The following is a 22,764-nucleotide window of genomic DNA, read 5'->3' as shown; positions in this document are numbered from 1 at the left end:
TTGTACAATGATGAGTATAGAAAAACTGATTATATAAGTATGTGTGATATGATGTTTTTATAAGTTTTATACATACTGCGCAAATATAGATTAAATAAGATAAGTGGTGAGAATATGATTTTTGTATTGGATGTAGGGAACACAAATGCGGTACTAGGTGTGTTTGAAGAGGGGGAACTTCGTCAGCATTGGCGCATGGAAACAGATCGTCATAAAACAGAAGATGAGTATGGGATGCTTGTAAAGCAGTTACTTGAGCATGAAGGTCTTTCTTTTGAAGATGTGAAAGGTATTATTGTGTCTTCAGTCGTACCGCCAATTATGTTCGCTTTAGAGCGTATGTGTGAAAAGTATTTTAAAATTAAACCGCTTGTAGTGGGGCCTGGGATAAAAACTGGCTTGAATATTAAATATGAAAATCCACGTGAAGTAGGCGCGGACCGAATTGTAAATGCAGTAGCAGGAATCCACTTATATGGAAGTCCGCTTATTATTGTTGATTTTGGTACGGCTACTACATATTGTTATATTAACGAAGAGAAGCATTATATGGGTGGCGTCATTACGCCAGGAATTATGATTTCGGCAGAGGCTTTATATAGCAGGGCAGCAAAGCTTCCTCGTATTGAAATTACAAAACCGGGTAGTGTTATCGGGAAGAATACAGTAAGTGCAATGCAATCAGGTATTCTTTATGGATACGTTGGACAAGTGGAAGGTATTGTTAAGCGTATGAAGGAAGAAGCTAAGCAAGAACCGAAAGTTATTGCAACAGGTGGATTAGCAAAATTAATTTCAGAAGAATCAAATGTAATTGATATTGTAGATCCGTTTTTAACGTTAAAAGGTTTGTATATGTTATATGAGCGTAATGCAAATTTACAACATGAGAAGGGTGAATAAATAAGTATGAAAGATTATTTAGTAAAAGCGTTAGCGTTTAATGGAGAGGTTCGTGCTTATAGTGTACGTACAACAAATACAGTGAGTGAGGCGCAAAAGCGTCATGATACATGGAGAACAGCTTCAGCGGCACTTGGTCGTTCTTTAACTGCGGGTACAATGATGGGTGCTATGTTAAAAGGCGAGCAGAAGTTAACGATTAAAGTAGAGGGTAACGGCCCGATTGGTCCTATCTTAGTCGATGCTCATGCAAATGGGGATGTACGTGGTTATGTAACGAATCCGCATGTTGATTTTGAAGGAACGGAACAAGGGAAATTACGTGTATATCAAGCGGTAGGTACAGAAGGATTTGTAACGGTAATTAAAGATATCGGTATGCGTGAACCGTTTATTGGTCAATCTCCCATTGTTTCAGGAGAACTAGGGGAAGATTTCACATATTATTTCGCGGTTTCTGAGCAGACACCTTCTTCTGTAGGTGTTGGTGTTCTTGTAAATGGAGATGATAGCGTATTAGCGGCGGGTGGATTCATTCTTCAAATTATGCCAGGTGCGCAGGAAGAAACAATTTCATTTATTGAAGAGCGTCTTCAACAAATCCCGCCAGTATCACAATTAATCGAACAAGGTCTTTCTCCAGAAGAATTACTGTATGAAGTGCTTGGAGAAGATAAAGTGAAAGTGCTAGAAACAATGGATGTTCAATTTAATTGTACATGTTCACGCGAGCGTATTGAAAGTGTGCTAATTAGTTTAGGTAAAGCGGAGTTAGAACAAATTCGTGCAGAAGAAGAAGAGACGGAAGTTCACTGTCACTTCTGTAATGAACGACATAAATTCACTAAAGAAGATATTACAAGTCTAATTGAGAACCTGTAATAAAGAAGTTTAGGTGGAGAATCAGCCGCCCAAATGGATTGACAAACAGGGAATTTTCTGACAAAATCTAAATATAGATAAAACCAATAAAAATACTCGGTGTTAGGAGTGACAGGAATGCGAGTGGCACAATCAGTTTCAGAATTAATCGGGAAAACGCCGATCGTTAAGTTGAACCGCATCGTAGAATCAGACAGCGCAGATGTATACTTAAAATTAGAATTTATGAATCCGGGGAGCAGTGTTAAAGATCGTATCGCGTTAGCTATGATTGAAGATGCTGAAAATAAAGGATTATTAAAAGAGGGCGATACAATCATTGAGCCGACAAGTGGTAACACAGGTATTGGCTTAGCGATGGTAGCAGCTGCTAAAGGATATAAGGCAATTTTAGTAATGCCAGAAACAATGAGTATTGAGCGTCGTAATTTATTACGCGCTTACGGTGCTGAATTAGTATTGACTCCAGGACCTGAAGGAATGGGTGGAGCAATTCGAAAGGCAACTGAATTAGCAGAAGAACATGGGTACTTTATACCGCAACAGTTCCAAAATCAAGCGAATCCAGAAATCCATCGTATAACAACAGGTCCAGAAATTGTTGAACAGATGGGGGATCAATTAGATGCGTTTATCGCAGGTATTGGTACAGGTGGAACAATTACAGGTGCCGGTGAAGTGCTGAAAGAAGCTTATAAAGATATCAAAATTTACGCGGTAGAACCTGCGGATTCACCAGTATTATCTGGTGGAAAGCCAGGACCACATAAGATCCAAGGAATTGGAGCGGGGTTTGTTCCGGAGACATTGGATGTAGAGGTATATGATGAAATTATTCAAGTGAAAACGGAGCAAGCGTTCGAATATGCGAGAAGAGTGGCTAAAGAAGAAGGTATTTTAGTTGGTATCTCTTCGGGAGCAGTCGTTTATGCAGCGACAGAAGTTGCGAAGAAATTGGGTAAAGGGAAAAAGGTACTTGTTATTATCCCAAGTAACGGTGAACGTTATTTAAGTACACCACTTTATCAATTTGAGTCATAAGTGAATGTGATTTGAAAAGCATCCTTAAAATGCAGTGACCCCTGTCAAGTAGACAGTATTAAAAAAGCGCAACTAAGCAACCTGAGTTCTATATTTATATGGACTCAGGTTATTTAATTTCTTTTGAAATCTTTGATGATTATAAAAGTACATATATTTACGCACGGCAAGTTTGACCTCATTCGCTTTATGGAAGGAGTGTAAATGAAAACACTCTGCCTTAAAGTGACTGAAGAAGTTTTCCATACAAGCATTATCCCAACAGTTGCCTCTTCGAGACATACTTGTCTTCATCTGATATTTTTTAAGTAATTGATTATATTGACGAGATGTATACTGGGACCCTTGATCACTATGTAAGAGGATTCCCTTCACATTACGTTTTTTCTTTGCCTTTTTAAGTGTATCTAACACAAGTTTTAAGTCGTTTCTACGACTGGTTTCATAGGCAACAATTTCATTATTGTATAAATCCTTAATAGCGGATAAGTACAAGCGCTGTCCATTGAAAATCAAATAGGTAATATCGGTTACCCATTTCTCATTCGGTTTTGAAGCTTGAAACTCCCTATTTAGATGGTTCTCTGAAATCACATAAGCTTCTTTTTTTCCGTAATAAGGTCGTTTTTTCCTAATTACGGCTTTGATACCTAGTTCACTCATCAATCTTTGGATGCGTTCATGATTCAAATGAAGGTTATATGTGGCTTTCAGCCACACTTGTATTCTTCTATATCCATAAATTCCTCTTAATTTTTTATGACACTTCAATATCTTTTTCTTAATTTCGATATCCTCTGATTGTTTTTTTGAAGGCGTCGTATGCCGTTTTATCCATTTGTAGTACCCACTTCTGGTTACACCAGCAATATCGCATAGAATGGTCACTGTATAACCTGTTTTTGTCATTTCATGGATGACTTCGAATTTTTTTATTTTGGATACGACTTTCATTCCTCCTTTTACATCCCTAAGAGCTTTTTTAACATTTCATTTTCCGCTTCTAATCGTCTGATCTTAGCTTCAGGATCTTCGGGTCTAACCCTTGGTCTACCTAAACCTGGTCCTTTCGCTTTACCGCGTTTTTCTTCTAGTCCTTTGATTCCTTCAGCTTCAAAGTGTTTCACCCAACGACTTACAACCGAGTGATGAATACCTAATTCTTTCGCAATGGTTTTATAGCTCATGCCTTCTATTAAGTATAAATCTATAGCTTGTTTCTTAAATTCTACATCGTAAGTGACTCTAATTTTTCCCATGAAAAAATCCCCTCCATAGTAAACAGGTTAATGTGCTTTCTTTTTCCTGTCTACTATAAGGGGATCATATCAAAAAAGGATGCTTTTTCTTTTTTGATTGGAAAAAGGAAAAGAGTGAATGACTAGAAAACTTCATGTAAAATAAGAAGTAGTATAATTAATTTATTTTCACTAGCCCTCAAGTATAATCATTCTCTATATAAATAATTTTATGTAGTTTGAGTTGATTGGCTTAAGAGGGTGGGATAACAGAAGACGGGGTGTTGATATGCAACGAAGAAAATCTTTAGCGCTTTCTATTCCATATCAGTTAGATTTCTTTAAGCAATATAAATTTCTTTCTCAGGATAAGCCGCAACATATTTTGTTAGAAAGTGGACGTGGTGGTCGTTATAATATTGTTGGGCTGGATCCAGTAGCGGTAATTCAGGGTAAGAATGAGACGTTACATATAAGTGAAAGTGGTAAGGAAACAATAAAGCGAGGGAATCCATTAGATTTAATGCAAGCGTATATGGAGAAATGGACAACGGATTATAATCCGGAGTACCCACCTTTTCAGGGTGGGGCAATTGGATACTTTAGTTATGATTGTATCCGTTATATTGAAAAACTTTCTTCTCTTGCGAAGGATGATATTAATATACCTGACATATTCTTTTTGTTATTTGATGACGTGTTTGTGTATGATCAACAGGAGAGAGTATTATGGATTATTACGCATTATGTAGATGAGTGTGAAGAGGCAGAAGAACGATTAAATGAATGGAAGGGTCTTTGGATGAAAGAAGCCCCCGAAGTGACTATGCCGTTTGAATCTCCTGAAAAGAAAAATGAAGCAGTCGCTTTTACGGAAGAGGGCTTTATGAAGGCCGTTGAACGTATTCAAGAATATATTGGAGCGGGTGATGTGTTTCAAGTAAACTTGTCGACAAGACAAGAAAGAACATTACAAACGCATCCACTAGAAATATATACAAGTCTTCGTGAAATTAATCCATCTCCATATATGGGTTACTTGGAGTTTGGAGATTTTCAAATTGTTAGTGCTTCGCCTGAATTGCTAATTAAAAAGCAAGGAAAAGAAGTGAGTACAAGACCGATTGCTGGTACGCGCTCTCGAGGAGCAAGTGAGCAAGAGGATGAAGAATTAGCGAAAGAATTAATTGAAAATGAAAAGGAAAGAGCAGAGCATGTAATGCTTGTGGATTTAGAACGAAATGACTTGGGCCGGGTTTGTAAATATGGCACTGTTGAAGTAGATGAATTTATGATAATTGAAAAATACTCACACGTTATGCATATTGTTTCTAATGTGCGTGGTGAGGTGGAAGCAGATAAAGATGCTTTCGATTTGGTGAAGGCTGTATTTCCTGGTGGGACAATTACCGGTGCCCCGAAAATACGTACGATGGAAATTATTGAAGAATTAGAACCTGTTCGCCGAGGAATTTATACAGGGTCAATTGGTTGGATTGGTTATTCTGGAGATACGGAATTGAATATTATAATTCGAACACTACTTGCTAAAGATGGACAAGCGCATGTGCAAGCTGGAGCGGGTATTGTAATTGATTCAAATCCAAAAAATGAATATAAAGAGTCGTTAAAAAAAGCAATCGCTTTATGGCGTGCAAAAGAAAGTAGCGAAGAAACGGTTAGGTGAGAGAAATGATATTAATGATTGATAATTATGATTCTTTTACATTTAATTTAGTGCAGTTTCTTGGAGAACTTGGACAAGAGCTTGTTGTTAGGCGTAATGATGAAGTGACTATTTCGGATATTGAGAATATGAAACCGGATTTTTTAATGATTTCGCCAGGTCCATGTAGTCCTAATGAGGCGGGAATCAGTATGGATGTTATTAAATATTTTGCAGGTAAGCTTCCGATTTTTGGGGTCTGTCTTGGACATCAATCAATTGCACAAGTATTTGGAGGGGATGTTGTCAGGGCAGAGCGTTTGATGCATGGAAAAACATCTTTAATGCATCATGATGGGCAGACGATTTTTTCTGATATCCCAAATCCATTTACCGCGACACGTTATCACTCTCTTATCGTTAAAAAAGAGACGTTACCGAATTGTTTAGAGATAACATCTTGGACTGAAGAAGGTGAAATTATGGCGCTTCGTCATAAAACGTTGCCGATTGAAGGGGTACAATTCCATCCGGAATCTATTATGACTTCTCACGGGAAAGAATTGCTACAGAATTTCATTCGCAAATATAGCCCAAGTGTGACATCGTGTTAATTTACGTAAATGGCGCGTATGTAGAAGCGAGTGAAGCGAAAATTTCTCCTTATGACCACGGTTACCTATATGGACTTGGGGTTTTTGAGACATTTCGTATTTATAATGGTCATCTCTTTTTATTGGATGATCATTATGAACGCTTAATGGATGCGCTCGATATATTGCAAATCAAATGGACAATGACAAAAGATGAAGTGATGCTTATTTTAAAGAATCTACTTGTTAAGAATGGGTTAAAGCATGCATATGTGCGCTTAAATGTATCGGCGGGTATAGATGAAATAGGATTACAAACGGAAGTATATGAAGAACCGTCTGTTATTGTTTTTATAAAACCTTTAGCAGCTCCAGGGAATGTAGTGGAAAAAGAAGGAGTTATTTTAAAGCAAGTGAGAAATACACCAGAGGGTGCATTTCGCTTGAAGTCCCATCATTATTTAAATAATATTTTAGGGAAACGCGAAATTGGAAATGTTGTGAATAAGGAAGGTATTTTTCTTACCGAAACAGGTTATGTTGCAGAGGGTATTGTTTCGAATCTCTTTTTTGTTAAAGGAGATATTTTATATACTCCTTCATTAGAAACAGGGATTTTAAACGGAATCACTCGTGCGTTTATTATAAAGGCTGCTGAAGAGCTAGATATAGAAGTAAAGGAAGGTTTCTTTACAAAAGATGAATTGCTTTCAGCGGATGAAGTGTTCGTAACGAACTCTATTCAAGAGATTGTCCCCCTTTATCGTATAGAGGAGAAAGATTTCCCGGGTAAAGTGGGAGTGGTTACAAAAAGACTTATGGATCTTTATGGAGTGCAGAGAGAGAAATTGTGGAGCAGAAATGAATTGCGAAGAGGAGATGTGTAGTTTGAAGTGGGATTATGATTTGCGCTGCGGCGAATATACATTGAACTTAAATGAAAAGACATTAATTATGGGGATTTTAAATGTAACGCCAGATTCATTTTCTGATGGTGGGAGTTACAACGAAGTAGATGCTGCGGTGCGACATGCGAAAGAAATGAAAAGTGAAGGTGTCCATATTATTGATATTGGCGGCGAATCTACCCGTCCGGGTTTCGCTAAAGTTTCAGTAGAAGAGGAAATAAAGCGAGTTGTTCCAATGATTCAGGCAGTGTCAAAAGAAGTAAAGCTACCTATTTCTATTGATACGTATAAAGCTGAGGTTGCGAAACAAGCGATTGAAGCTGGTGCTCATATTATTAATGATATTTGGGGAGCGAAGGCGGAACCGAGGATTGCTGAAGTTGCAGCCTATTATGATGTGCCTATTATCTTAATGCATAACCGAGATAATATGAATTACCGCAATTTAATGGCCGATATGATTGCTGATTTGTATGAAAGTATTAAAATTGCTAAAGATGCTGGTGTGCGAGATGAGAATATTATTTTAGACCCAGGTATCGGTTTTGCGAAAACACCTGAGCAAAATTTAGAAGCGATGCGCAATTTAGAACAGTTAAATGTACTGGGTTACCCAGTTCTCTTAGGTACTTCAAGAAAGTCCTTTATTGGCCATGTGTTAGATTTACCAGTGGAGGAACGTCTTGAAGGAACGGGAGCTACCGTTTGTCTTGGTATTGAAAAGGGCTGTGAGTTTATCCGTGTTCATGATGTGAAAGAAATGGCGCGTATGGCTAAGATGATGGACGCGATGATTGGTAAGGGGGTAAAGTAATTGGATAAAATTTATATCCATGATATGGAGTTTTACGGTTATCATGGTGTATTCCCAGAAGAGAATAAATTAGGTCAGAGATTTAAAGTAGATTTAACGGTGGAGTTGGATTTAAAACGCGCAGGAGAAAGTGACGACTTAGAGCATTCTGTCAATTACGGGGAACTTTTTGAGCTGTGTAGAAAAGTTGTTGAAGATAGAACGTATAAGCTTGTAGAGAGTATCGCTGAAAATATCGCTACAGATATATTGAAACAATATGAGAGTATTTCACGGTGTACAATTAAGGTAATTAAACCGGATCCGCCAATACCAGGACATTATCGTGCTGTAGCGGTAGAAATTACGAGAGAGCGTCCATGAATAATATAGCGTACATTGCATTAGGTTCCAATATTGGGGAGCGTTATACTTATTTAACTGAAGCAATTCAGTTTTTAAATAAAAACCAGCATATCCAAGTTGATGATGTTTCGTCTGTATATGAAACTGATCCGGTTGGCTATACTGACCAAAATTGCTTTTTAAATTTAGTTATAAAAATTTCTACCAATTTATCACCGCAAGAATTATTGAAAGTAACACAAAGGGTAGAGAATGACCTAGGAAGAAAAAGGGAAATTAGATGGGGCCCGAGGACCATCGACCTTGACATTTTACTATATAATCAAGAAAATATTGAAGCAGAGAATCTTATTGTTCCGCATCCGCGGATGTTCGAAAGAGCTTTTGTTATCGTTCCGTTGTTAGAAATCAATCAAGATATAAAACAAGACATTTCACGTTCACAAGTAGAAGAAATGAAAAGGCGAGAGGGAGTAACGGTATGGAAGCAGAAAAATGGGGAAGACGCATTCGTGCTTTTCGAAAGCTAAAAGGCTATACGCAAGAAGGTTTTGCGAAAGAATTAGGGGTATCTGTATCGGTTTTAGGTGAAGTTGAGAGGGGCAATAGATCACCTTCCCAAGATTTTGTAGTAGAAGTCGCTAAAACATTAAACGTTTCAATAGACGAATTGATGCCAAAGTGACCGTAAAGGAAGGAGTAAGTCGGGTGTTAAAGATTGCAAATATTGAGATGAAAAATCCAGTTGTACTAGCACCGATGGCGGGAGTGTGTAACTCTGCATTCCGTTTGACGGTAAAAGAATTTGGTGCAGGTTTAGTTTGTGCTGAAATGGTAAGTGATAAGGCAATATTACTTAATAACAAAAGAACATTAGATATGTTATATATCGATGAGAGAGAAAAGCCATTAAGTTTACAAATTTTTGGTGGAGAGAAAGAAACTCTTGTAGATGCTGCGAAATACGTAGATAAATATACGACAGCAGACATTATTGATATTAATATGGGGTGCCCAGTACCAAAAATCACTAAGTGTGATGCAGGAGCAAAGTGGCTTTTAGACCCAAATAAAATATATGAGATGGTAGCGGCGGTTGTAGATGCTGTTGAAAAGCCAGTTACAGTTAAAATGCGTATTGGTTGGGATGAAGAACATATTTTCGCAATAGAAAATGCTAGAGCTGTTGAGCGTGCTGGTGGACAAGCGATAGCTGTTCATGGGCGTACACGAGTGCAAATGTATGAAGGTAAAGCGGATTGGAATATTATTAAACAAGTAAAGCAGGCTGTAAATATTCCGGTTATCGGAAATGGTGATGTCGAAACACCACAAGATGCAAAGCGTATGCTTGATGAAATTGGTGTAGATGGTGTTATGATTGGTCGCGCTGCTCTTGGAGATCCGTGGATGATTTATCGTACGGTAAAGTATTTAGAGACAGGTGAGTTAATGCCGGAACCAACAGTGCGTGAGAAAATTGATGTATGTATGTTGCATCTAGATCGTCTTATCGATTTAAAGAACGAAAATGTTGCCGTAAGAGAGATGAGAAAGCATGCAGCTTGGTATTTAAAAGGTGTTCGTGGTAATGCGAGTGTGCGTAATGGTATCAATACTTGCGACACACGTGAAGACCTTGCGAATGTATTAGGTGCATTTGTAGAAGAAGTAGAAGCGAAACAACAAACAATTTATGTTGGTTAATAAGGGGGCATAGGAGATTGACATTCTTCTATACACTTCCTATAATTACGTGAAAGAAAGAAGAACTGCCAGTTAGTTGCTGGCAGTTTTTCTAGTTGAGTAGAAAATGCTATACTGTATATATTGTAAAAATTAATAGAGCTGGAGTGATATTAATATCATGGATAACATGAACCACGAAGAATTAAACGACCAATTGCTTGTTCGTCGTGAAAAGCTACATAATTTACGTGAGCAAGGAATCGATCCGTTCGGTAAACGATTTGAACGCACAAATTCAACAACTGACTTAGTAAGTCTATATGGAGAATTCTCTAAAGAAGAATTAGAAGAGAAAGAAATCACTGTTTCTATCGCTGGTCGTATTATGACAAAACGCGGTAAAGGAAAAGCGGGATTTGCGCATATTCAAGATTTACAGGGGCAAGTTCAAATTTATGTTCGTAAAGATACTGTTGGAGATGAAGAGTACGAGTTATTTACGACAGCAGATTTAGGTGACTTAGTAGGTATTGAAGGTAAAGTGTTCAAAACAAACGTTGGAGAACTTTCAGTAAAAGCAATAGGATTTACACTTTTAACGAAATCCCTTCGTCCATTACCGGATAAATACCATGGATTAAAAGATGTTGAACAACGCTATCGTCAACGTTACTTGGATTTAATTACAAGTATGGAAAGCCGTGAAACGTTCGTTACCCGTAGTAAAATCATTCGTGAAATGAGAAGATATTTAGATGACAACGGTTATCTTGAAGTGGAAACGCCTATGATGCACGCGATTGCAGGTGGAGCGTCTGCTCGTCCTTTCACTACACACCATAATGCGTTAGATATGGAATTATATATGCGTATCGCAATTGAACTTCATTTAAAACGTCTTATTGTGGGTGGATTAGAAAAGGTTTATGAGATCGGCCGTGTATTCCGTAATGAGGGTGTATCAACTCGTCATAACCCTGAGTTTACGATGATTGAATTATATGAAGCGTACGCTGATTATAATGATATTATGAAACTAACAGAAAATATGGTTGCTCATATCGCGAAAAAAGTATTGGGTACAACAACAATCCAATATGGTGATTATGAAATTAATCTAGAGCCAGAATGGACACGTCTTCATATGGTAGATGCAATTAAGCAACACTCTGGAGCAGATTTCTGGAATCCAATGAGTGTAGAAGAAGCGCGTGAACTTGCAAAAGAACATAATGTGGAAATTAAGAATACAATGGAAGTTGGTCATATTATTAATGAGTTCTTCGAACAAAAAGTAGAAGATAAATTAATCCAACCAACATTTATTTACGGTCATCCGGTAGAAATTTCGCCACTTGCGAAAAAGAATGACGAAGATCCACGATTCACAGATCGTTTCGAGTTATTTATCGTTGCGCGTGAACATGCAAATGCATTCACTGAGTTAAATGATCCAATCGATCAAAAAGAACGTTTTGAAGCTCAACTAAAAGAGCGCGAGCAAGGTAATGACGAAGCTCACATGATGGATGATGATTATATCGAAGCTCTTGAGTACGGTATGCCTCCTACGGGTGGGTTAGGAATCGGTATTGATCGTCTTGTTATGTTATTAACAAACGCACCATCTATTCGTGACGTACTATTATTCCCAGCTATGCGCCATAAACAAGACTAAGCTTTGGAGATTTCTCCAAAGCTTTTTTTATTTCTTTATTTGAGGGGAGAGAAACCTTCTATTAAAAGGAAAGCGAGATTATTGCTCGTTAAGTGGATGCCAGATTAAAAAACTATATTTATATAGAAGAAAGTTGCTGTTTTTATGCTTTTTTACTAAGTTAAAAATTTTATTAGAAAAACTATTGCATTTCATTTTTCTACATGATATATTAATAACCGTCGCTGATGCGGAAACGCAGAAAACGACAAAAAAGAAATTGAAAAACTTAGTTGACATCGAAAAATGAAGATGTTAACATAAGGAAGTCGCAAATGAGCGACTAAGTAGTTCTTTGAAAACTGAACGAAACAAACAACGTAAACGTCAATTTTTATTTTTAGATGCTAGACAAACTAACTTTATTGGAGAGTTTGATCCTGGCTCAGGATGAACGCTGGCGGCGTGCCTAATACATGCAAGTCGAGCGAATGGATTAAGAGCTTGCTCTTATGAAGTTAGCGGCGGACGGGTGAGTAACACGTGGGTAACCTACCCATAAGACTGGGATAACTCCGGGAAACCGGGGCTAATACCGGATAATATTTTGAACTGCATAGTTCGAAATTGAAAGGCGGCTTCGGCTGTCACTTATGGATGGACCCGCGTCGCATTAGCTAGTTGGTGAGGTAACGGCTCACCAAGGCGACGATGCGTAGCCGACCTGAGAGGGTGATCGGCCACACTGGGACTGAGACACGGCCCAGACTCCTACGGGAGGCAGCAGTAGGGAATCTTCCGCAATGGACGAAAGTCTGACGGAGCAACGCCGCGTGAGTGATGAAGGCTTTCGGGTCGTAAAACTCTGTTGTTAGGGAAGAACAAGTGCTAGTTGAATAAGCCGGCACCTTGACGGTACCTAACCAGAAAGCCACGGCTAACTACGTGCCAAGAGCCGCGGTAATACGTAGGTGGCAAGCGTTATCCGGAATTATTGGGCGTAAAGCGCGCGCAGGTGGTTTCTTAAGTCTGATGTGAAAGCCCACGGCTCAACCGTGGAGGGTCATTGGAAACTGGGAGACTTGAGTGCAGAAGAGGAAAGTGGAATTCCATGTGTAGCGGTGAAATGCGTAGAGATATGGAGGAACACCAGTGGCGAAGGCGACTTTCTGGTCTGTAACTGACACTGAGGCGCGAAAGCGTGGGGAGCAAACAGGATTAGATACCCTGGTAGTCCACGCCGTAAACGATGAGTGCTAAGTGTTAGAGGGTTTCCGCCCTTTAGTGCTGAAGTTAACGCATTAAGCACTCCGCCTGGGGAGTACGGCCGCAAGGCTGAAACTCAAAGGAATTGACGGGGGCCCGCACAAGCGGTGGAGCATGTGGTTTAATTCGAAGCAACGCGAAGAACCTTACCAGGTCTTGACATCCTCTGAAAACTCTAGAGATAGAGCTTCTCCTTCGGGAGCAGAGTGACAGGTGGTGCATGGTTGTCGTCAGCTCGTGTCGTGAGATGTTGGGTTAAGTCCCGCAACGAGCGCAACCCTTGATCTTAGTTGCCATCATTAAGTTGGGCACTCTAAGGTGACTGCCGGTGACAAACCGGAGGAAGGTGGGGATGACGTCAAATCATCATGCCCCTTATGACCTGGGCTACACACGTGCTACAATGGACGGTACAAAGAGCTGCAAGACCGCGAGGTGGAGCTAATCTCATAAAACCGTTCTCAGTTCGGATTGTAGGCTGCAACTCGCCTACATGAAGTCGGAATCGCTAGTAATCGCGGATCAGCATGCCGCGGTGAATACGTTCCCGGGCCTTGTACACACCGCCCGTCACACCACGAGAGTTTGTAACACCCGAAGTCGGTGGGGTAACCTTTATGGAGCCGACCGCCTAAGGTGGGACAGATGATTGGGGTGAAGTCGTAACAAGGTAGCCGTATCGGAAGGTGCGGCTGGATCACCTCCTTTCTATGGAGAATTGATGAACGCAGTTCATCAATAAACGTTGACTTGTTTTGTTTCGTTCAGTTTTGAGAGAACTATCTCTCAAGTTTAAATGTATGTTCTTTGAAAACTAGATAACAGTGTAGCTCATATTTTTTTAATTTTAGTTTGGTTAAGTTAGAAAGGGCGCACGGTGGATGCCTTGACACTAGGAGTCGATGAAGGACGGGACTAACGCCGATATGCTTCGGGGAGCTGTAAGTAAGCTTTGATCCGAAGATTTCCGAATGGGGAAACCCACTATACGTAATGGTATGGTATCCTTACCTGAATACATAGGGTATGGAAGACAGACCCAGGGAACTGAAACATCTAAGTACCTGGAGGAAGAGAAAGCAAATGCGATTTCCTGAGTAGCGGCGAGCGAAACGGAATCTAGCCCAAACCAAGAGGCTTGCCTCTTGGGGTTGTAGGACATTCTATACGGAGTTACAAAGGAACGAGGTAGACGAAGCGACCTGGAAAGGTCCGTCACAGAGGGTAATAACCCCGTAGTCGAAACTTCGTTCTCTCTTGAATGTATCCTGAGTACGGCGGAACACGTGAAATTCCGTCGGAATCTGGGAGGACCATCTCCCAAGGCTAAATACTCCCTAGTGATCGATAGTGAACCAGTACCGTGAGGGAAAGGTGAAAAGCACCCCGGAAGGGGAGTGAAAGAGATCCTGAAACCGTGTGCCTACAAATAGTCAGAGCCCGTTAATGGGTGATGGCGTGCCTTTTGTAGAATGAACCGGCGAGTTACGATCCCGTGCGAGGTTAAGCTGAAGAGGCGGAGCCGCAGCGAAAGCGAGTCTGAATAGGGCGTTTAGTACGTGGTCGTAGACCCGAAACCAGGTGATCTACCCATGTCCAGGGTGAAGTTCAGGTAACACTGAATGGAGGCCCGAACCCACGCACGTTGAAAAGTGCGGGGATGAGGTGTGGGTAGCGGAGAAATTCCAATCGAACCTGGAGATAGTCGGTTCTCCCCGAAATAGCTTTAGGGCTAGCCTTAAGTGTAAGAGTCTTGGAGGTAGAGCACTGATTGAACTAGGGGTCCTCATCGGATTACCGAATTCAGTCAAACTCCGAATGCCAATGACTTATCCTTAGGAGTCAGACTGCGAGTGATAAGATCCGTAGTCAAGAGGGAAACAGCCCAGATCGCCAGCTAAGGTCCCAAAGTGTGTATTAAGTGGAAAAGGATGTGGAGTTGCTTAGACAACTAGGATGTTGGCTCAGAAGCAGCCACCATTTAAAGAGTGCGTAATAGCTCACTAGTCGAGTGACTCTGCGCCGAAAATGTACCGGGGCTAAATACACCACCGAAGCTGCGAATTGATACCAATGGTATCAGTGGTAGGGGAGCGTTCTAAGTGCAGTGAAGTCAGACCGGAAGGACTGGTGGAGCGCTTAGAAGTGAGAATGCCGGTATGAGTAGCGAAAGACGGGTGAGAATCCCGTCCACCGAATGCCTAAGGTTTCCTGAGGAAGGCTCGTCCGCTCAGGGTTAGTCAGGACCTAAGCCGAGGCCGACAGGCGTAGGCGATGGACAACAGGTTGATATTCCTGTACCACCTCTTTATCGTTTGAGCAATGGAGGGACGCAGAAGGATAGAAGAAGCGTGCGATTGGTTGTGCACGTCCAAGCAGTTAGGCTGATAAGTAGGCAAATCCGCTTATCGTGAAGGCTGAGCTGTGATGGGGAAGCTCCTTATGGAGCGAAGTCTTTGATTCCCCGCTGCCAAGAAAAGCTTCTAGCGAGATAAAAGGTGCCTGTACCGCAAACCGACACAGGTAGGCGAGGAGAGAATCCTAAGGTGTGCGAGAGAACTCTGGTTAAGGAACTCGGCAAAATGACCCCGTAACTTCGGGAGAAGGGGTGCTTTCTTAACGGAAAGCCGCAGTGAATAGGCCCAAGCGACTGTTTAGCAAAAACACAGGTCTCTGCGAAGCCGTAAGGCGAAGTATAGGGGCTGACACCTGCCCGGTGCTGGAAGGTTAAGGAGAGGGGTTAGCGTAAGCGAAGCTCTGAACTGAAGCCCCAGTAAACGGCGGCCGTAACTATAACGGTCCTAAGGTAGCGAAATTCCTTGTCGGGTAAGTTCCGACCCGCACGAAAGGTGTAACGATTTGGGCACTGTCTCAACCAGAGACTCGGTGAAATTATAGTACCTGTGAAGATGCAGGTTACCCGCGACAGGACGGAAAGACCCCGTGGAGCTTTACTGTAGCCTGATATTGAATTTTGGTACAGTTTGTACAGGATAGGCGGGAGCCATTGAAACCGGAGCGCTAGCTTCGGTGGAGGCGCTGGTGGGATACCGCCCTGACTGTATTGAAATTCTAACCTACGGGTCTTATCGACCCGGGAGACAGTGTCAGGTGGGCAGTTTGACTGGGGCGGTCGCCTCCTAAAGTGTAACGGAGGCGCCCAAAGGTTCCCTCAGAATGGTTGGAAATCATTCGTAGAGTGCAAAGGCATAAGGGAGCTTGACTGCGAGACCTACAAGTCGAGCAGGGACGAAAGTCGGGCTTAGTGATCCGGTGGTTCCGCATGGAAGGGCCATCGCTCAACGGATAAAAGCTACCCCGGGGATAACAGGCTTATCTCCCCCAAGAGTCCACATCGACGGGGAGGTTTGGCACCTCGATGTCGGCTCATCGCATCCTGGGGCTGTAGTCGGTCCCAAGGGTTGGGCTGTTCGCCCATTAAAGCGGTACGCGAGCTGGGTTCAGAACGTCGTGAGACAGTTCGGTCCCTATCCGTCGTGGGCGCAGGAAATTTGAGAGGAGCTGTCCTTAGTACGAGAGGACCGGGATGGACGCACCGCTGGTGTACCAGTTGTTCTGCCAAGGGCATAGCTGGGTAGCTATGTGCGGAAGGGATAAGTGCTGAAAGCATCTAAGCATGAAGCCCCCCTCAAGATGAGATTTCCCATAGCGTAAGCTAGTAAGATCCCTGAAAGATGATCAGGTTGATAGGTTCGAGGTGGAAGCATGGTGACATGTGGAGCTGACGAATACTAATAGATCGAGGGCTTAACCATATAATATGAAGCGCTGTTATCTAGTTTTGAAAGAATATAAAAAACTTATTGACTTTCAAAAGTAAATAAGTTATAATAATTCTTGTCTTAAATGAATACAGTCTGGTAATGATGGCAGAGAGGCCACACCCGTTCCCATACCGAACACGGAAGTTAAGCTCTCTAGCGCCGATGGTAGTTGGGACCTTGTCCCTGTGAGAGTAGGACGTTGCCAGGCAATTCGGAGGATTAGCTCAGCTGGGAGAGCACCTGCCTTACAAGCAGGGGGTCGGCGGTTCGATCCCGTCATCCTCCACCATTTAGCCGACTTAGCTCAATTGGTAGAGCAACTGACTTGTAATCAGTAGGTTGGGGGTTCAAGTCCTCTAGTCGGCACCAGTTTTTATTGCAAGAGCCATTAGCTCAGTTGGTAGAGCATCTGACTTTTAATCAGAGGGTCGAAGGTTCGAATCCTTCATGGCTCACCATTTTAATGAAATATGCGGGTGTGGCGGAATTGGCAGACGCACTAGACTTAGGATCTAGCGCCTTTGGCGTGGGGGTTCGACTCCCTTCACCCGCACTTTTAATAAAATAACTCAAACATGTCTTGCGGAAGTAGTTCAGTGGTAGAATACAACCTTGCCAAGGTTGGGGTCGCGGGTTCGAATCCCGTCTTCCGCTCCAATTTTCAGTATGACATGCCGGGGTGGCGGAACAGGCAGACGCACAGGACTTAAAATCCTGCGGTGGGTGACCACCGTGCGGGTTCGACCCCCGCCCTCGGCACCATATGCGCCCGTAGCTCAATTGGATAGAGCGTTTGACTACGGATCAAGAGGTTAGGGGTTCGACTCCTCTCGGGCGCGTTTTCTTTCGGGAAGTGGCTCAGCTTGGTAGAGCACCTGGTTTGGGACCAGGGGGTCGCAGGTTCAAATCCTGTCTTCCCGATACTTGTTTGGGGCCTTAGCTCAGCTGGGAGAGCGCCTGCCTTGCACGCAGGAGGTCAGCGGTTCGATCCCGCTAGGCTCCACCAAAAAAGTTCTTTGAAAACTGAACGAAACAAACAACGTAAACGTCAATTTTTATTTTTAGATGCTAGACAAACTAACTTTATTGGAGAGTTTGATCCTGGCTCAGGATGAACGCTGGCGGCGTGCCTAATACATGCAAGTCGAGCGAATGGATTAAGAGCTTGCTCTTATGAAGTTAGCGGCGGACGGGTGAGTAACACGTGGGTAACCTACCCATAAGACTGGGATAACTCCGGGAAACCGGGGCTAATACCGGATAATATTTTGAACTGCATAGTTCGAAATTGAAAGGCGGCTTCGGCTGTCACTTATGGATGGACCCGCGTCGCATTAGCTAGTTGGTGAGGTAACGGCTCACCAAGGCGACGATGCGTAGCCGACCTGAGAGGGTGATCGGCCACACTGGGACTGAGACACGGCCCAGACTCCTACGGGAGGCAGCAGTAGGGAATCTTCCGCAATGGACGAAAGTCTGACGGAGCAACGCCGCGTGAGTGATGAAGGCTTTCGGGTCGTAAAACTCTGTTGTTAGGGAAGAACAAGTGCTAGTTGAATAAGTCGGCACCTTGACGGTACCTAACCAGAAAGCCACGGCTAACTACGTGCCGAAGAGCCGCGGTAATACGTAGGTGGCAAGCGTTATCCGGAATTATTGGGCGTAAAGCGCGCGCAGGTGGTTTCTTAAGTCTGATGTGAAAGCCCACGGCTCAACCGTGGAGGGTCATTGGAAACTGGGAGACTTGAGTGCAGAAGAGGAAAGTGGAATTCCATGTGTAGCGGTGAAATGCGTAGAGATATGGAGGAACACCAGTGGCGAAGGCGACTTTCTGGTCTGTAACTGACACTGAGGCGCGAAAGCGTGGGGAGCAAACAGGATTAGATACCCTGGTAGTCCACGCCGTAAACGATGAGTGCTAAGTGTTAGAGGGTTTCCGCCCTTTAGTGCTGAAGTTAACGCATTAAGCACTCCGCCTGGGGAGTACGGCCGCAAGGCTGAAACTCAAAGGAATTGACGGGGGCCCGCACAAGCGGTGGAGCATGTGGTTTAATTCGAAGCAACGCGAAGAACCTTACCAGGTCTTGACATCCTCTGAAAACTCTAGAGATAGAGCTTCTCCTTCGGGAGCAGAGTGACAGGTGGTGCATGGTTGTCGTCAGCTCGTGTCGTGAGATGTTGGGTTAAGTCCCGCAACGAGCGCAACCCTTGATCTTAGTTGCCATCATTAAGTTGGGCACTCTAAGGTGACTGCCGGTGACAAACCGGAGGAAGGTGGGGATGACGTCAAATCATCATGCCCCTTATGACCTGGGCTACACACGTGCTACAATGGACGGTACAAAGAGCTGCAAGACCGCGAGGTGGAGCTAATCTCATAAAACCGTTCTCAGTTCGGATTGTAGGCTGCAACTCGCCTACATGAAGTCGGAATCGCTAGTAATCGCGGATCAGCATGCCGCGGTGAATACGTTCCCGGGCCTTGTACACACCGCCCGTCACACCACGAGAGTTTGTAACACCCGAAGTCGGTGGGGTAACCTTTATGGAGCCAGCCGCCTAAGGTGGGACAGATGATTGGGGTGAAGTCGTAACAAGGTAGCCGTATCGGAAGGTGCGGCTGGATCACCTCCTTTCTATGGAGAATTGATGAACGCAGTTCATCAATAAACGTTGACTTGTTTTGTTTCGTTCAGTTTTGAGAGAACTATCTCTCAAGTTTAAATGTATGTTCTTTGAAAACTAGATAACAGTGTAGCTCATATTTTTTTAATTTTAGTTTGGTTAAGTTAGAAAGGGCGCACGGTGGATGCCTTGACACTAGGAGTCGATGAAGGACGGGACTAACGCCGATATGCTTCGGGGAGCTGTAAGTAAGCTTTGATCCGAAGATTTCCGAATGGGGAAACCCACTATACGTAATGGTATGGTATCCTTACCTGAATACATAGGGTATGGAAGACAGACCCAGGGAACTGAAACATCTAAGTACCTGGAGGAAGAGAAAGCAAATGCGATTTCCTGAGTAGCGGCGAGCGAAACGGAATCTAGCCCAAACCAAGAGGCTTGCCTCTTGGGGTTGTAGGACATTCTATACGGAGTTACAAAGGAACGAGGTAGACGAAGCGACCTGGAAAGGTCCGTCACAGAGGGTAATAACCCCGTAGTCGAAACTTCGTTCTCTCTTGAATGTATCCTGAGTACGGCGGAACACGTGAAATTCCGTCGGAATCTGGGAGGACCATCTCCCAAGGCTAAATACTCCCTAGTGATCGATAGTGAACCAGTACCGTGAGGGAAAGGTGAAAAGCACCCCGGAAGGGGAGTGAAAGAGATCCTGAAACCGTGTGCCTACAAATAGTCAGAGCCCGTTAATGGGTGATGGCGTGCCTTTTGTAGAATGAACCGGCGAGTTACGATCCCGTGCGAGGTTAAGCTGAAGAGGCGGAGCCGCAGCGAAAGCGAGTCTGAATAGGGCGTTTAGTACGTGGTCGTAGACCCGAAACCAGGTGATCTACCCATGTCCAGGGTGAAGTTCAGGTAACACTGAATGGAGGCCCGAACCCACGCACGTTGAAAAGTGCGGGGATGAGGTGTGGGTAGCGGAGAAATTCCAATCGAACCTGGAGATAGTCGGTTCTCCCCGAAATAGCTTTAGGGCTAGCCTTAAGTGTAAGAGTCTTGGAGGTAGAGCACTGATTGAACTAGGGGTCCTCATCGGATTACCGAATTCAGTCAAACTCCGAATGCCAATGACTTATCCTTAGGAGTCAGACTGCGAGTGATAAGATCCGTAGTCAAGAGGGAAACAGCCCAGATCGCCAGCTAAGGTCCCAAAGTGTGTATTAAGTGGAAAAGGATGTGGAGTTGCTTAGACAACTAGGATGTTGGCTCAGAAGCAGCCACCATTTAAAGAGTGCGTAATAGCTCACTAGTCGAGTGACTCTGCGCCGAAAATGTACCGGGGCTAAATACACCACCGAAGCTGCGAATTGATACCAATGGTATCAGTGGTAGGGGAGCGTTCTAAGTGCAGTGAAGTCAGACCGGAAGGACTGGTGGAGCGCTTAGAAGTGAGAATGCCGGTATGAGTAGCGAAAGACGGGTGAGAATCCCGTCCACCGAATGCCTAAGGTTTCCTGAGGAAGGCTCGTCCGCTCAGGGTTAGTCAGGACCTAAGCCGAGGCCGACAGGCGTAGGCGATGGACAACAGGTTGATATTCCTGTACCACCTCTTTATCGTTTGAGCAATGGAGGGACGCAGAAGGATAGAAGAAGCGTGCGATTGGTTGTGCACGTCCAAGCAGTTAGGCTGATAAGTAGGCAAATCCGCTTATCGTGAAGGCTGAGCTGTGATGGGGAAGCTCCTTATGGAGCGAAGTCTTTGATTCCCCGCTGCCAAGAAAAGCTTCTAGCGAGATAAAAGGTGCCTGTACCGCAAACCGACACAGGTAGGCGAGGAGAGAATCCTAAGGTGTGCGAGAGAACTCTGGTTAAGGAACTCGGCAAAATGACCCCGTAACTTCGGGAGAAGGGGTGCTTTCTTAACGGAAAGCCGCAGTGAATAGGCCCAAGCGACTGTTTAGCAAAAACACAGGTCTCTGCGAAGCCGTAAGGCGAAGTATAGGGGCTGACACCTGCCCGGTGCTGGAAGGTTAAGGAGAGGGGTTAGCGTAAGCGAAGCTCTGAACTGAAGCCCCAGTAAACGGCGGCCGTAACTATAACGGTCCTAAGGTAGCGAAATTCCTTGTCGGGTAAGTTCCGACCCGCACGAAAGGTGTAACGATTTGGGCACTGTCTCAACCAGAGACTCGGTGAAATTATAGTACCTGTGAAGATGCAGGTTACCCGCGACAGGACGGAAAGACCCCGTGGAGCTTTACTGTAGCCTGATATTGAATTTTGGTACAGTTTGTACAGGATAGGCGGGAGCCATTGAAACCGGAGCGCTAGCTTCGGTGGAGGCGCTGGTGGGATACCGCCCTGACTGTATTGAAATTCTAACCTACGGGTCTTATCGACCCGGGAGACAGTGTCAGGTGGGCAGTTTGACTGGGGCGGTCGCCTCCTAAAGTGTAACGGAGGCGCCCAAAGGTTCCCTCAGAATGGTTGGAAATCATTCGTAGAGTGCAAAGGCATAAGGGAGCTTGACTGCGAGACCTACAAGTCGAGCAGGGACGAAAGTCGGGCTTAGTGATCCGGTGGTTCCGCATGGAAGGGCCATCGCTCAACGGATAAAAGCTACCCCGGGGATAACAGGCTTATCTCCCCCAAGAGTCCACATCGACGGGGAGGTTTGGCACCTCGATGTCGGCTCATCGCATCCTGGGGCTGTAGTCGGTCCCAAGGGTTGGGCTGTTCGCCCATTAAAGCGGTACGCGAGCTGGGTTCAGAACGTCGTGAGACAGTTCGGTCCCTATCCGTCGTGGGCGCAGGAAATTTGAGAGGAGCTGTCCTTAGTACGAGAGGACCGGGATGGACGCACCGGCCGGTGTACCAGTTGTTCTGCCAAGGGCATAGCTGGGTAGCTATGTGCGGAAGGGATAAGTGCTGAAAGCATCTAAGCATGAAGCCCCCCTCAAGATGAGATTTCCCATAGCGTAAGCTAGTAAGATCCCTGAAAGATGATCAGGTTGATAGGTTCGAGGTGGAAGCATGGTGACATGTGGAGCTGACGAATACTAATAGATCGAGGACTTAACCATATAATATGAAGCAACGTTATCTAGTTTTGAAGGAATATACCTTCATCAGTTTGGTGATGATGGCAGAGAGGTCACACCCGTTCCCATACCGAACACGGAAGTTAAGCTCTCTAGCGCCGATGGTAGTTGGGACCTTGTCCCTGTGAGAGTAGGACGTCGCCAAGCAAAATAAAAACACAAGTCTTTTGACTTGTGTTTTTTCGTGTTTCTTTTTACAATTCATAGTAATTTAAAAAATCTTTACTTAAAGAATCGTCCTTTTGATTAAAGAC

At 43.8% G+C, this 22,764-nt stretch carries 14 protein-coding genes, 9 tRNA genes and 6 rRNA genes; 27 read left to right on the top strand and 2 right to left on the bottom strand.

What is annotated here, in order from left to right:
* Positions 1–114: 114 nt before the first annotated feature.
* The 3 genes from JFU18_RS15255 to cysK all read left to right on the top strand — a co-directional run bounded on the left by JFU18_RS15255 (position 115) and on the right by cysK (position 2,826).
* The gene (locus JFU18_RS15255; protein WP_002009692.1) at positions 115–903 is read left to right on the top strand and encodes a type III pantothenate kinase; all 789 of its coding nucleotides are present in this window, start codon (positions 115–117) and stop codon (positions 901–903) included.
* Positions 904–909: 6 nt separating this feature from the next.
* Positions 910–1,785, top strand: coding sequence for a redox-regulated molecular chaperone HslO (hslO, locus tag JFU18_RS15250; RefSeq protein ID WP_085308575.1), 876 nt, complete (start codon positions 910–912; stop codon positions 1,783–1,785).
* Between the two features lie 117 nt (positions 1,786–1,902).
* Entirely contained in the window at positions 1,903–2,826 is a 924-nt protein-coding gene (gene cysK, locus JFU18_RS15245; protein ID WP_002130221.1) for a cysteine synthase A, read from the top strand.
* A 72-nt stretch (positions 2,827–2,898) separates the two neighbouring features.
* Here cysK and JFU18_RS15240 read toward each other — a convergent pair whose 3' ends face one another.
* Positions 2,899–3,780: an IS3 family transposase gene (locus tag JFU18_RS15240; protein ID WP_201050318.1), complete on the bottom strand. Its 882-nt coding sequence runs from the start codon at positions 3,778–3,780 to the stop codon at positions 2,899–2,901.
* Between the two features lie 8 nt (positions 3,781–3,788).
* Positions 3,789–4,085 (bottom strand): transposase, encoded by a 297-nt coding sequence (locus JFU18_RS15235; RefSeq protein ID WP_201031948.1) that lies wholly within the window; start codon positions 4,083–4,085, stop codon positions 3,789–3,791.
* A gap of 268 nt (positions 4,086–4,353) precedes the next feature.
* On the opposite strand from JFU18_RS15235, the gene pabB reads away from it, so the two are divergent.
* From pabB to rrf (JFU18_RS15115), 24 genes are all read left to right on the top strand, one after another.
* Positions 4,354–5,751 (top strand): aminodeoxychorismate synthase, component I, encoded by a 1,398-nt coding sequence (gene pabB / locus JFU18_RS15230; protein ID WP_201032245.1) that lies wholly within the window; start codon positions 4,354–4,356, stop codon positions 5,749–5,751.
* 5 nt (positions 5,752–5,756) lie between these two features.
* Positions 5,757–6,344, top strand: coding sequence for an aminodeoxychorismate/anthranilate synthase component II (gene pabA / locus JFU18_RS15225; RefSeq protein WP_002029312.1), 588 nt, complete (start codon positions 5,757–5,759; stop codon positions 6,342–6,344).
* Positions 6,338–7,210 carry an aminodeoxychorismate lyase gene (pabC, locus tag JFU18_RS15220; RefSeq protein WP_002091560.1) on the top strand — a complete coding sequence of 291 codons (873 nt, stop codon included), beginning with the start codon at positions 6,338–6,340 and terminating at the stop codon, positions 7,208–7,210. The genes pabA and pabC overlap by 7 nt, the downstream gene beginning before the upstream one ends.
* Positions 7,185–8,045: a dihydropteroate synthase gene (gene folP, locus JFU18_RS15215; RefSeq protein ID WP_061689485.1), complete on the top strand. Its 861-nt coding sequence runs from the start codon at positions 7,185–7,187 to the stop codon at positions 8,043–8,045. The genes pabC and folP overlap by 26 nt, the downstream gene beginning before the upstream one ends.
* Positions 8,046–8,408: a dihydroneopterin aldolase gene (folB, locus tag JFU18_RS15210; protein WP_000358063.1), complete on the top strand. Its 363-nt coding sequence runs from the start codon at positions 8,046–8,048 to the stop codon at positions 8,406–8,408.
* Positions 8,405–8,920: a 2-amino-4-hydroxy-6-hydroxymethyldihydropteridine diphosphokinase gene (folK, locus tag JFU18_RS15205; protein ID WP_002138868.1), complete on the top strand. Its 516-nt coding sequence runs from the start codon at positions 8,405–8,407 to the stop codon at positions 8,918–8,920. Before folB ends, folK begins: the two co-directional genes overlap by 4 nt.
* Positions 8,872–9,075, top strand: a complete 204-nt coding sequence (locus JFU18_RS15200; RefSeq protein ID WP_002009706.1) for a helix-turn-helix domain-containing protein — start codon at positions 8,872–8,874, stop codon at positions 9,073–9,075. Before folK ends, JFU18_RS15200 begins: the two co-directional genes overlap by 49 nt.
* 23 nt (positions 9,076–9,098) lie before the next feature.
* A complete protein-coding gene (gene dusB, locus JFU18_RS15195) occupies positions 9,099–10,097 on the top strand; it encodes a tRNA dihydrouridine synthase DusB (RefSeq protein WP_002009708.1) in 999 nt (332 codons plus the stop codon).
* Between the two features lie 160 nt (positions 10,098–10,257).
* Entirely contained in the window at positions 10,258–11,757 is a 1,500-nt protein-coding gene (gene lysS, locus JFU18_RS15190) for a lysine--tRNA ligase (RefSeq protein WP_002009709.1), read from the top strand.
* 401 nt (positions 11,758–12,158) lie between these two features.
* A 16S ribosomal RNA gene (locus tag JFU18_RS15185) occupies positions 12,159–13,710 on the top strand.
* Positions 13,711–13,856: 146 nt separating this feature from the next.
* Positions 13,857–16,778, top strand: a 23S ribosomal RNA gene (locus JFU18_RS15180).
* Positions 16,779–16,879: 101 nt separating this feature from the next.
* A 5S ribosomal RNA gene (gene rrf / locus JFU18_RS15175) occupies positions 16,880–16,995 on the top strand.
* A gap of 5 nt (positions 16,996–17,000) precedes the next feature.
* A tRNA-Val gene (locus JFU18_RS15170) sits at positions 17,001–17,076 on the top strand.
* Positions 17,077–17,080: 4 nt separating this feature from the next.
* Positions 17,081–17,156, top strand: a tRNA-Thr gene (locus tag JFU18_RS15165).
* Positions 17,157–17,169: 13 nt separating this feature from the next.
* Positions 17,170–17,245, top strand: a tRNA-Lys gene (locus JFU18_RS15160).
* A 14-nt stretch (positions 17,246–17,259) separates the two neighbouring features.
* A tRNA-Leu gene (locus JFU18_RS15155) sits at positions 17,260–17,340 on the top strand.
* A gap of 29 nt (positions 17,341–17,369) precedes the next feature.
* Positions 17,370–17,444, top strand: a tRNA-Gly gene (locus JFU18_RS15150).
* Between the two features lie 16 nt (positions 17,445–17,460).
* Positions 17,461–17,549 (top strand) — tRNA-Leu (locus tag JFU18_RS15145).
* 3 nt (positions 17,550–17,552) lie between these two features.
* Positions 17,553–17,626 (top strand) — tRNA-Arg (locus JFU18_RS15140).
* 8 nt (positions 17,627–17,634) lie between these two features.
* Positions 17,635–17,708, top strand: a tRNA-Pro gene (locus tag JFU18_RS15135).
* A gap of 9 nt (positions 17,709–17,717) precedes the next feature.
* A tRNA-Ala gene (locus JFU18_RS15130) sits at positions 17,718–17,793 on the top strand.
* Between the two features lie 77 nt (positions 17,794–17,870).
* Positions 17,871–19,423, top strand: a 16S ribosomal RNA gene (locus JFU18_RS15125).
* Between the two features lie 146 nt (positions 19,424–19,569).
* Positions 19,570–22,492 (top strand): 23S ribosomal RNA (locus tag JFU18_RS15120).
* Positions 22,493–22,541: 49 nt separating this feature from the next.
* Positions 22,542–22,657 (top strand): 5S ribosomal RNA (gene rrf / locus JFU18_RS15115).
* The 16S, 23S and 5S rRNA genes sit together here with 9 tRNA genes alongside, the layout of an rRNA operon.
* The last annotated feature ends 107 nt before the right edge of the window (positions 22,658–22,764 follow it).

This window comes from Bacillus sp. TH22 (genome assembly GCF_016651015.1).
Lineage (GTDB): Bacteria > Bacillota > Bacilli > Bacillales > Bacillaceae_G > Bacillus_A > Bacillus_A mycoides.
Note: the sequence above shows the minus strand (reverse complement) of the source record. Positions and strands in the feature narration are given on the sequence as shown.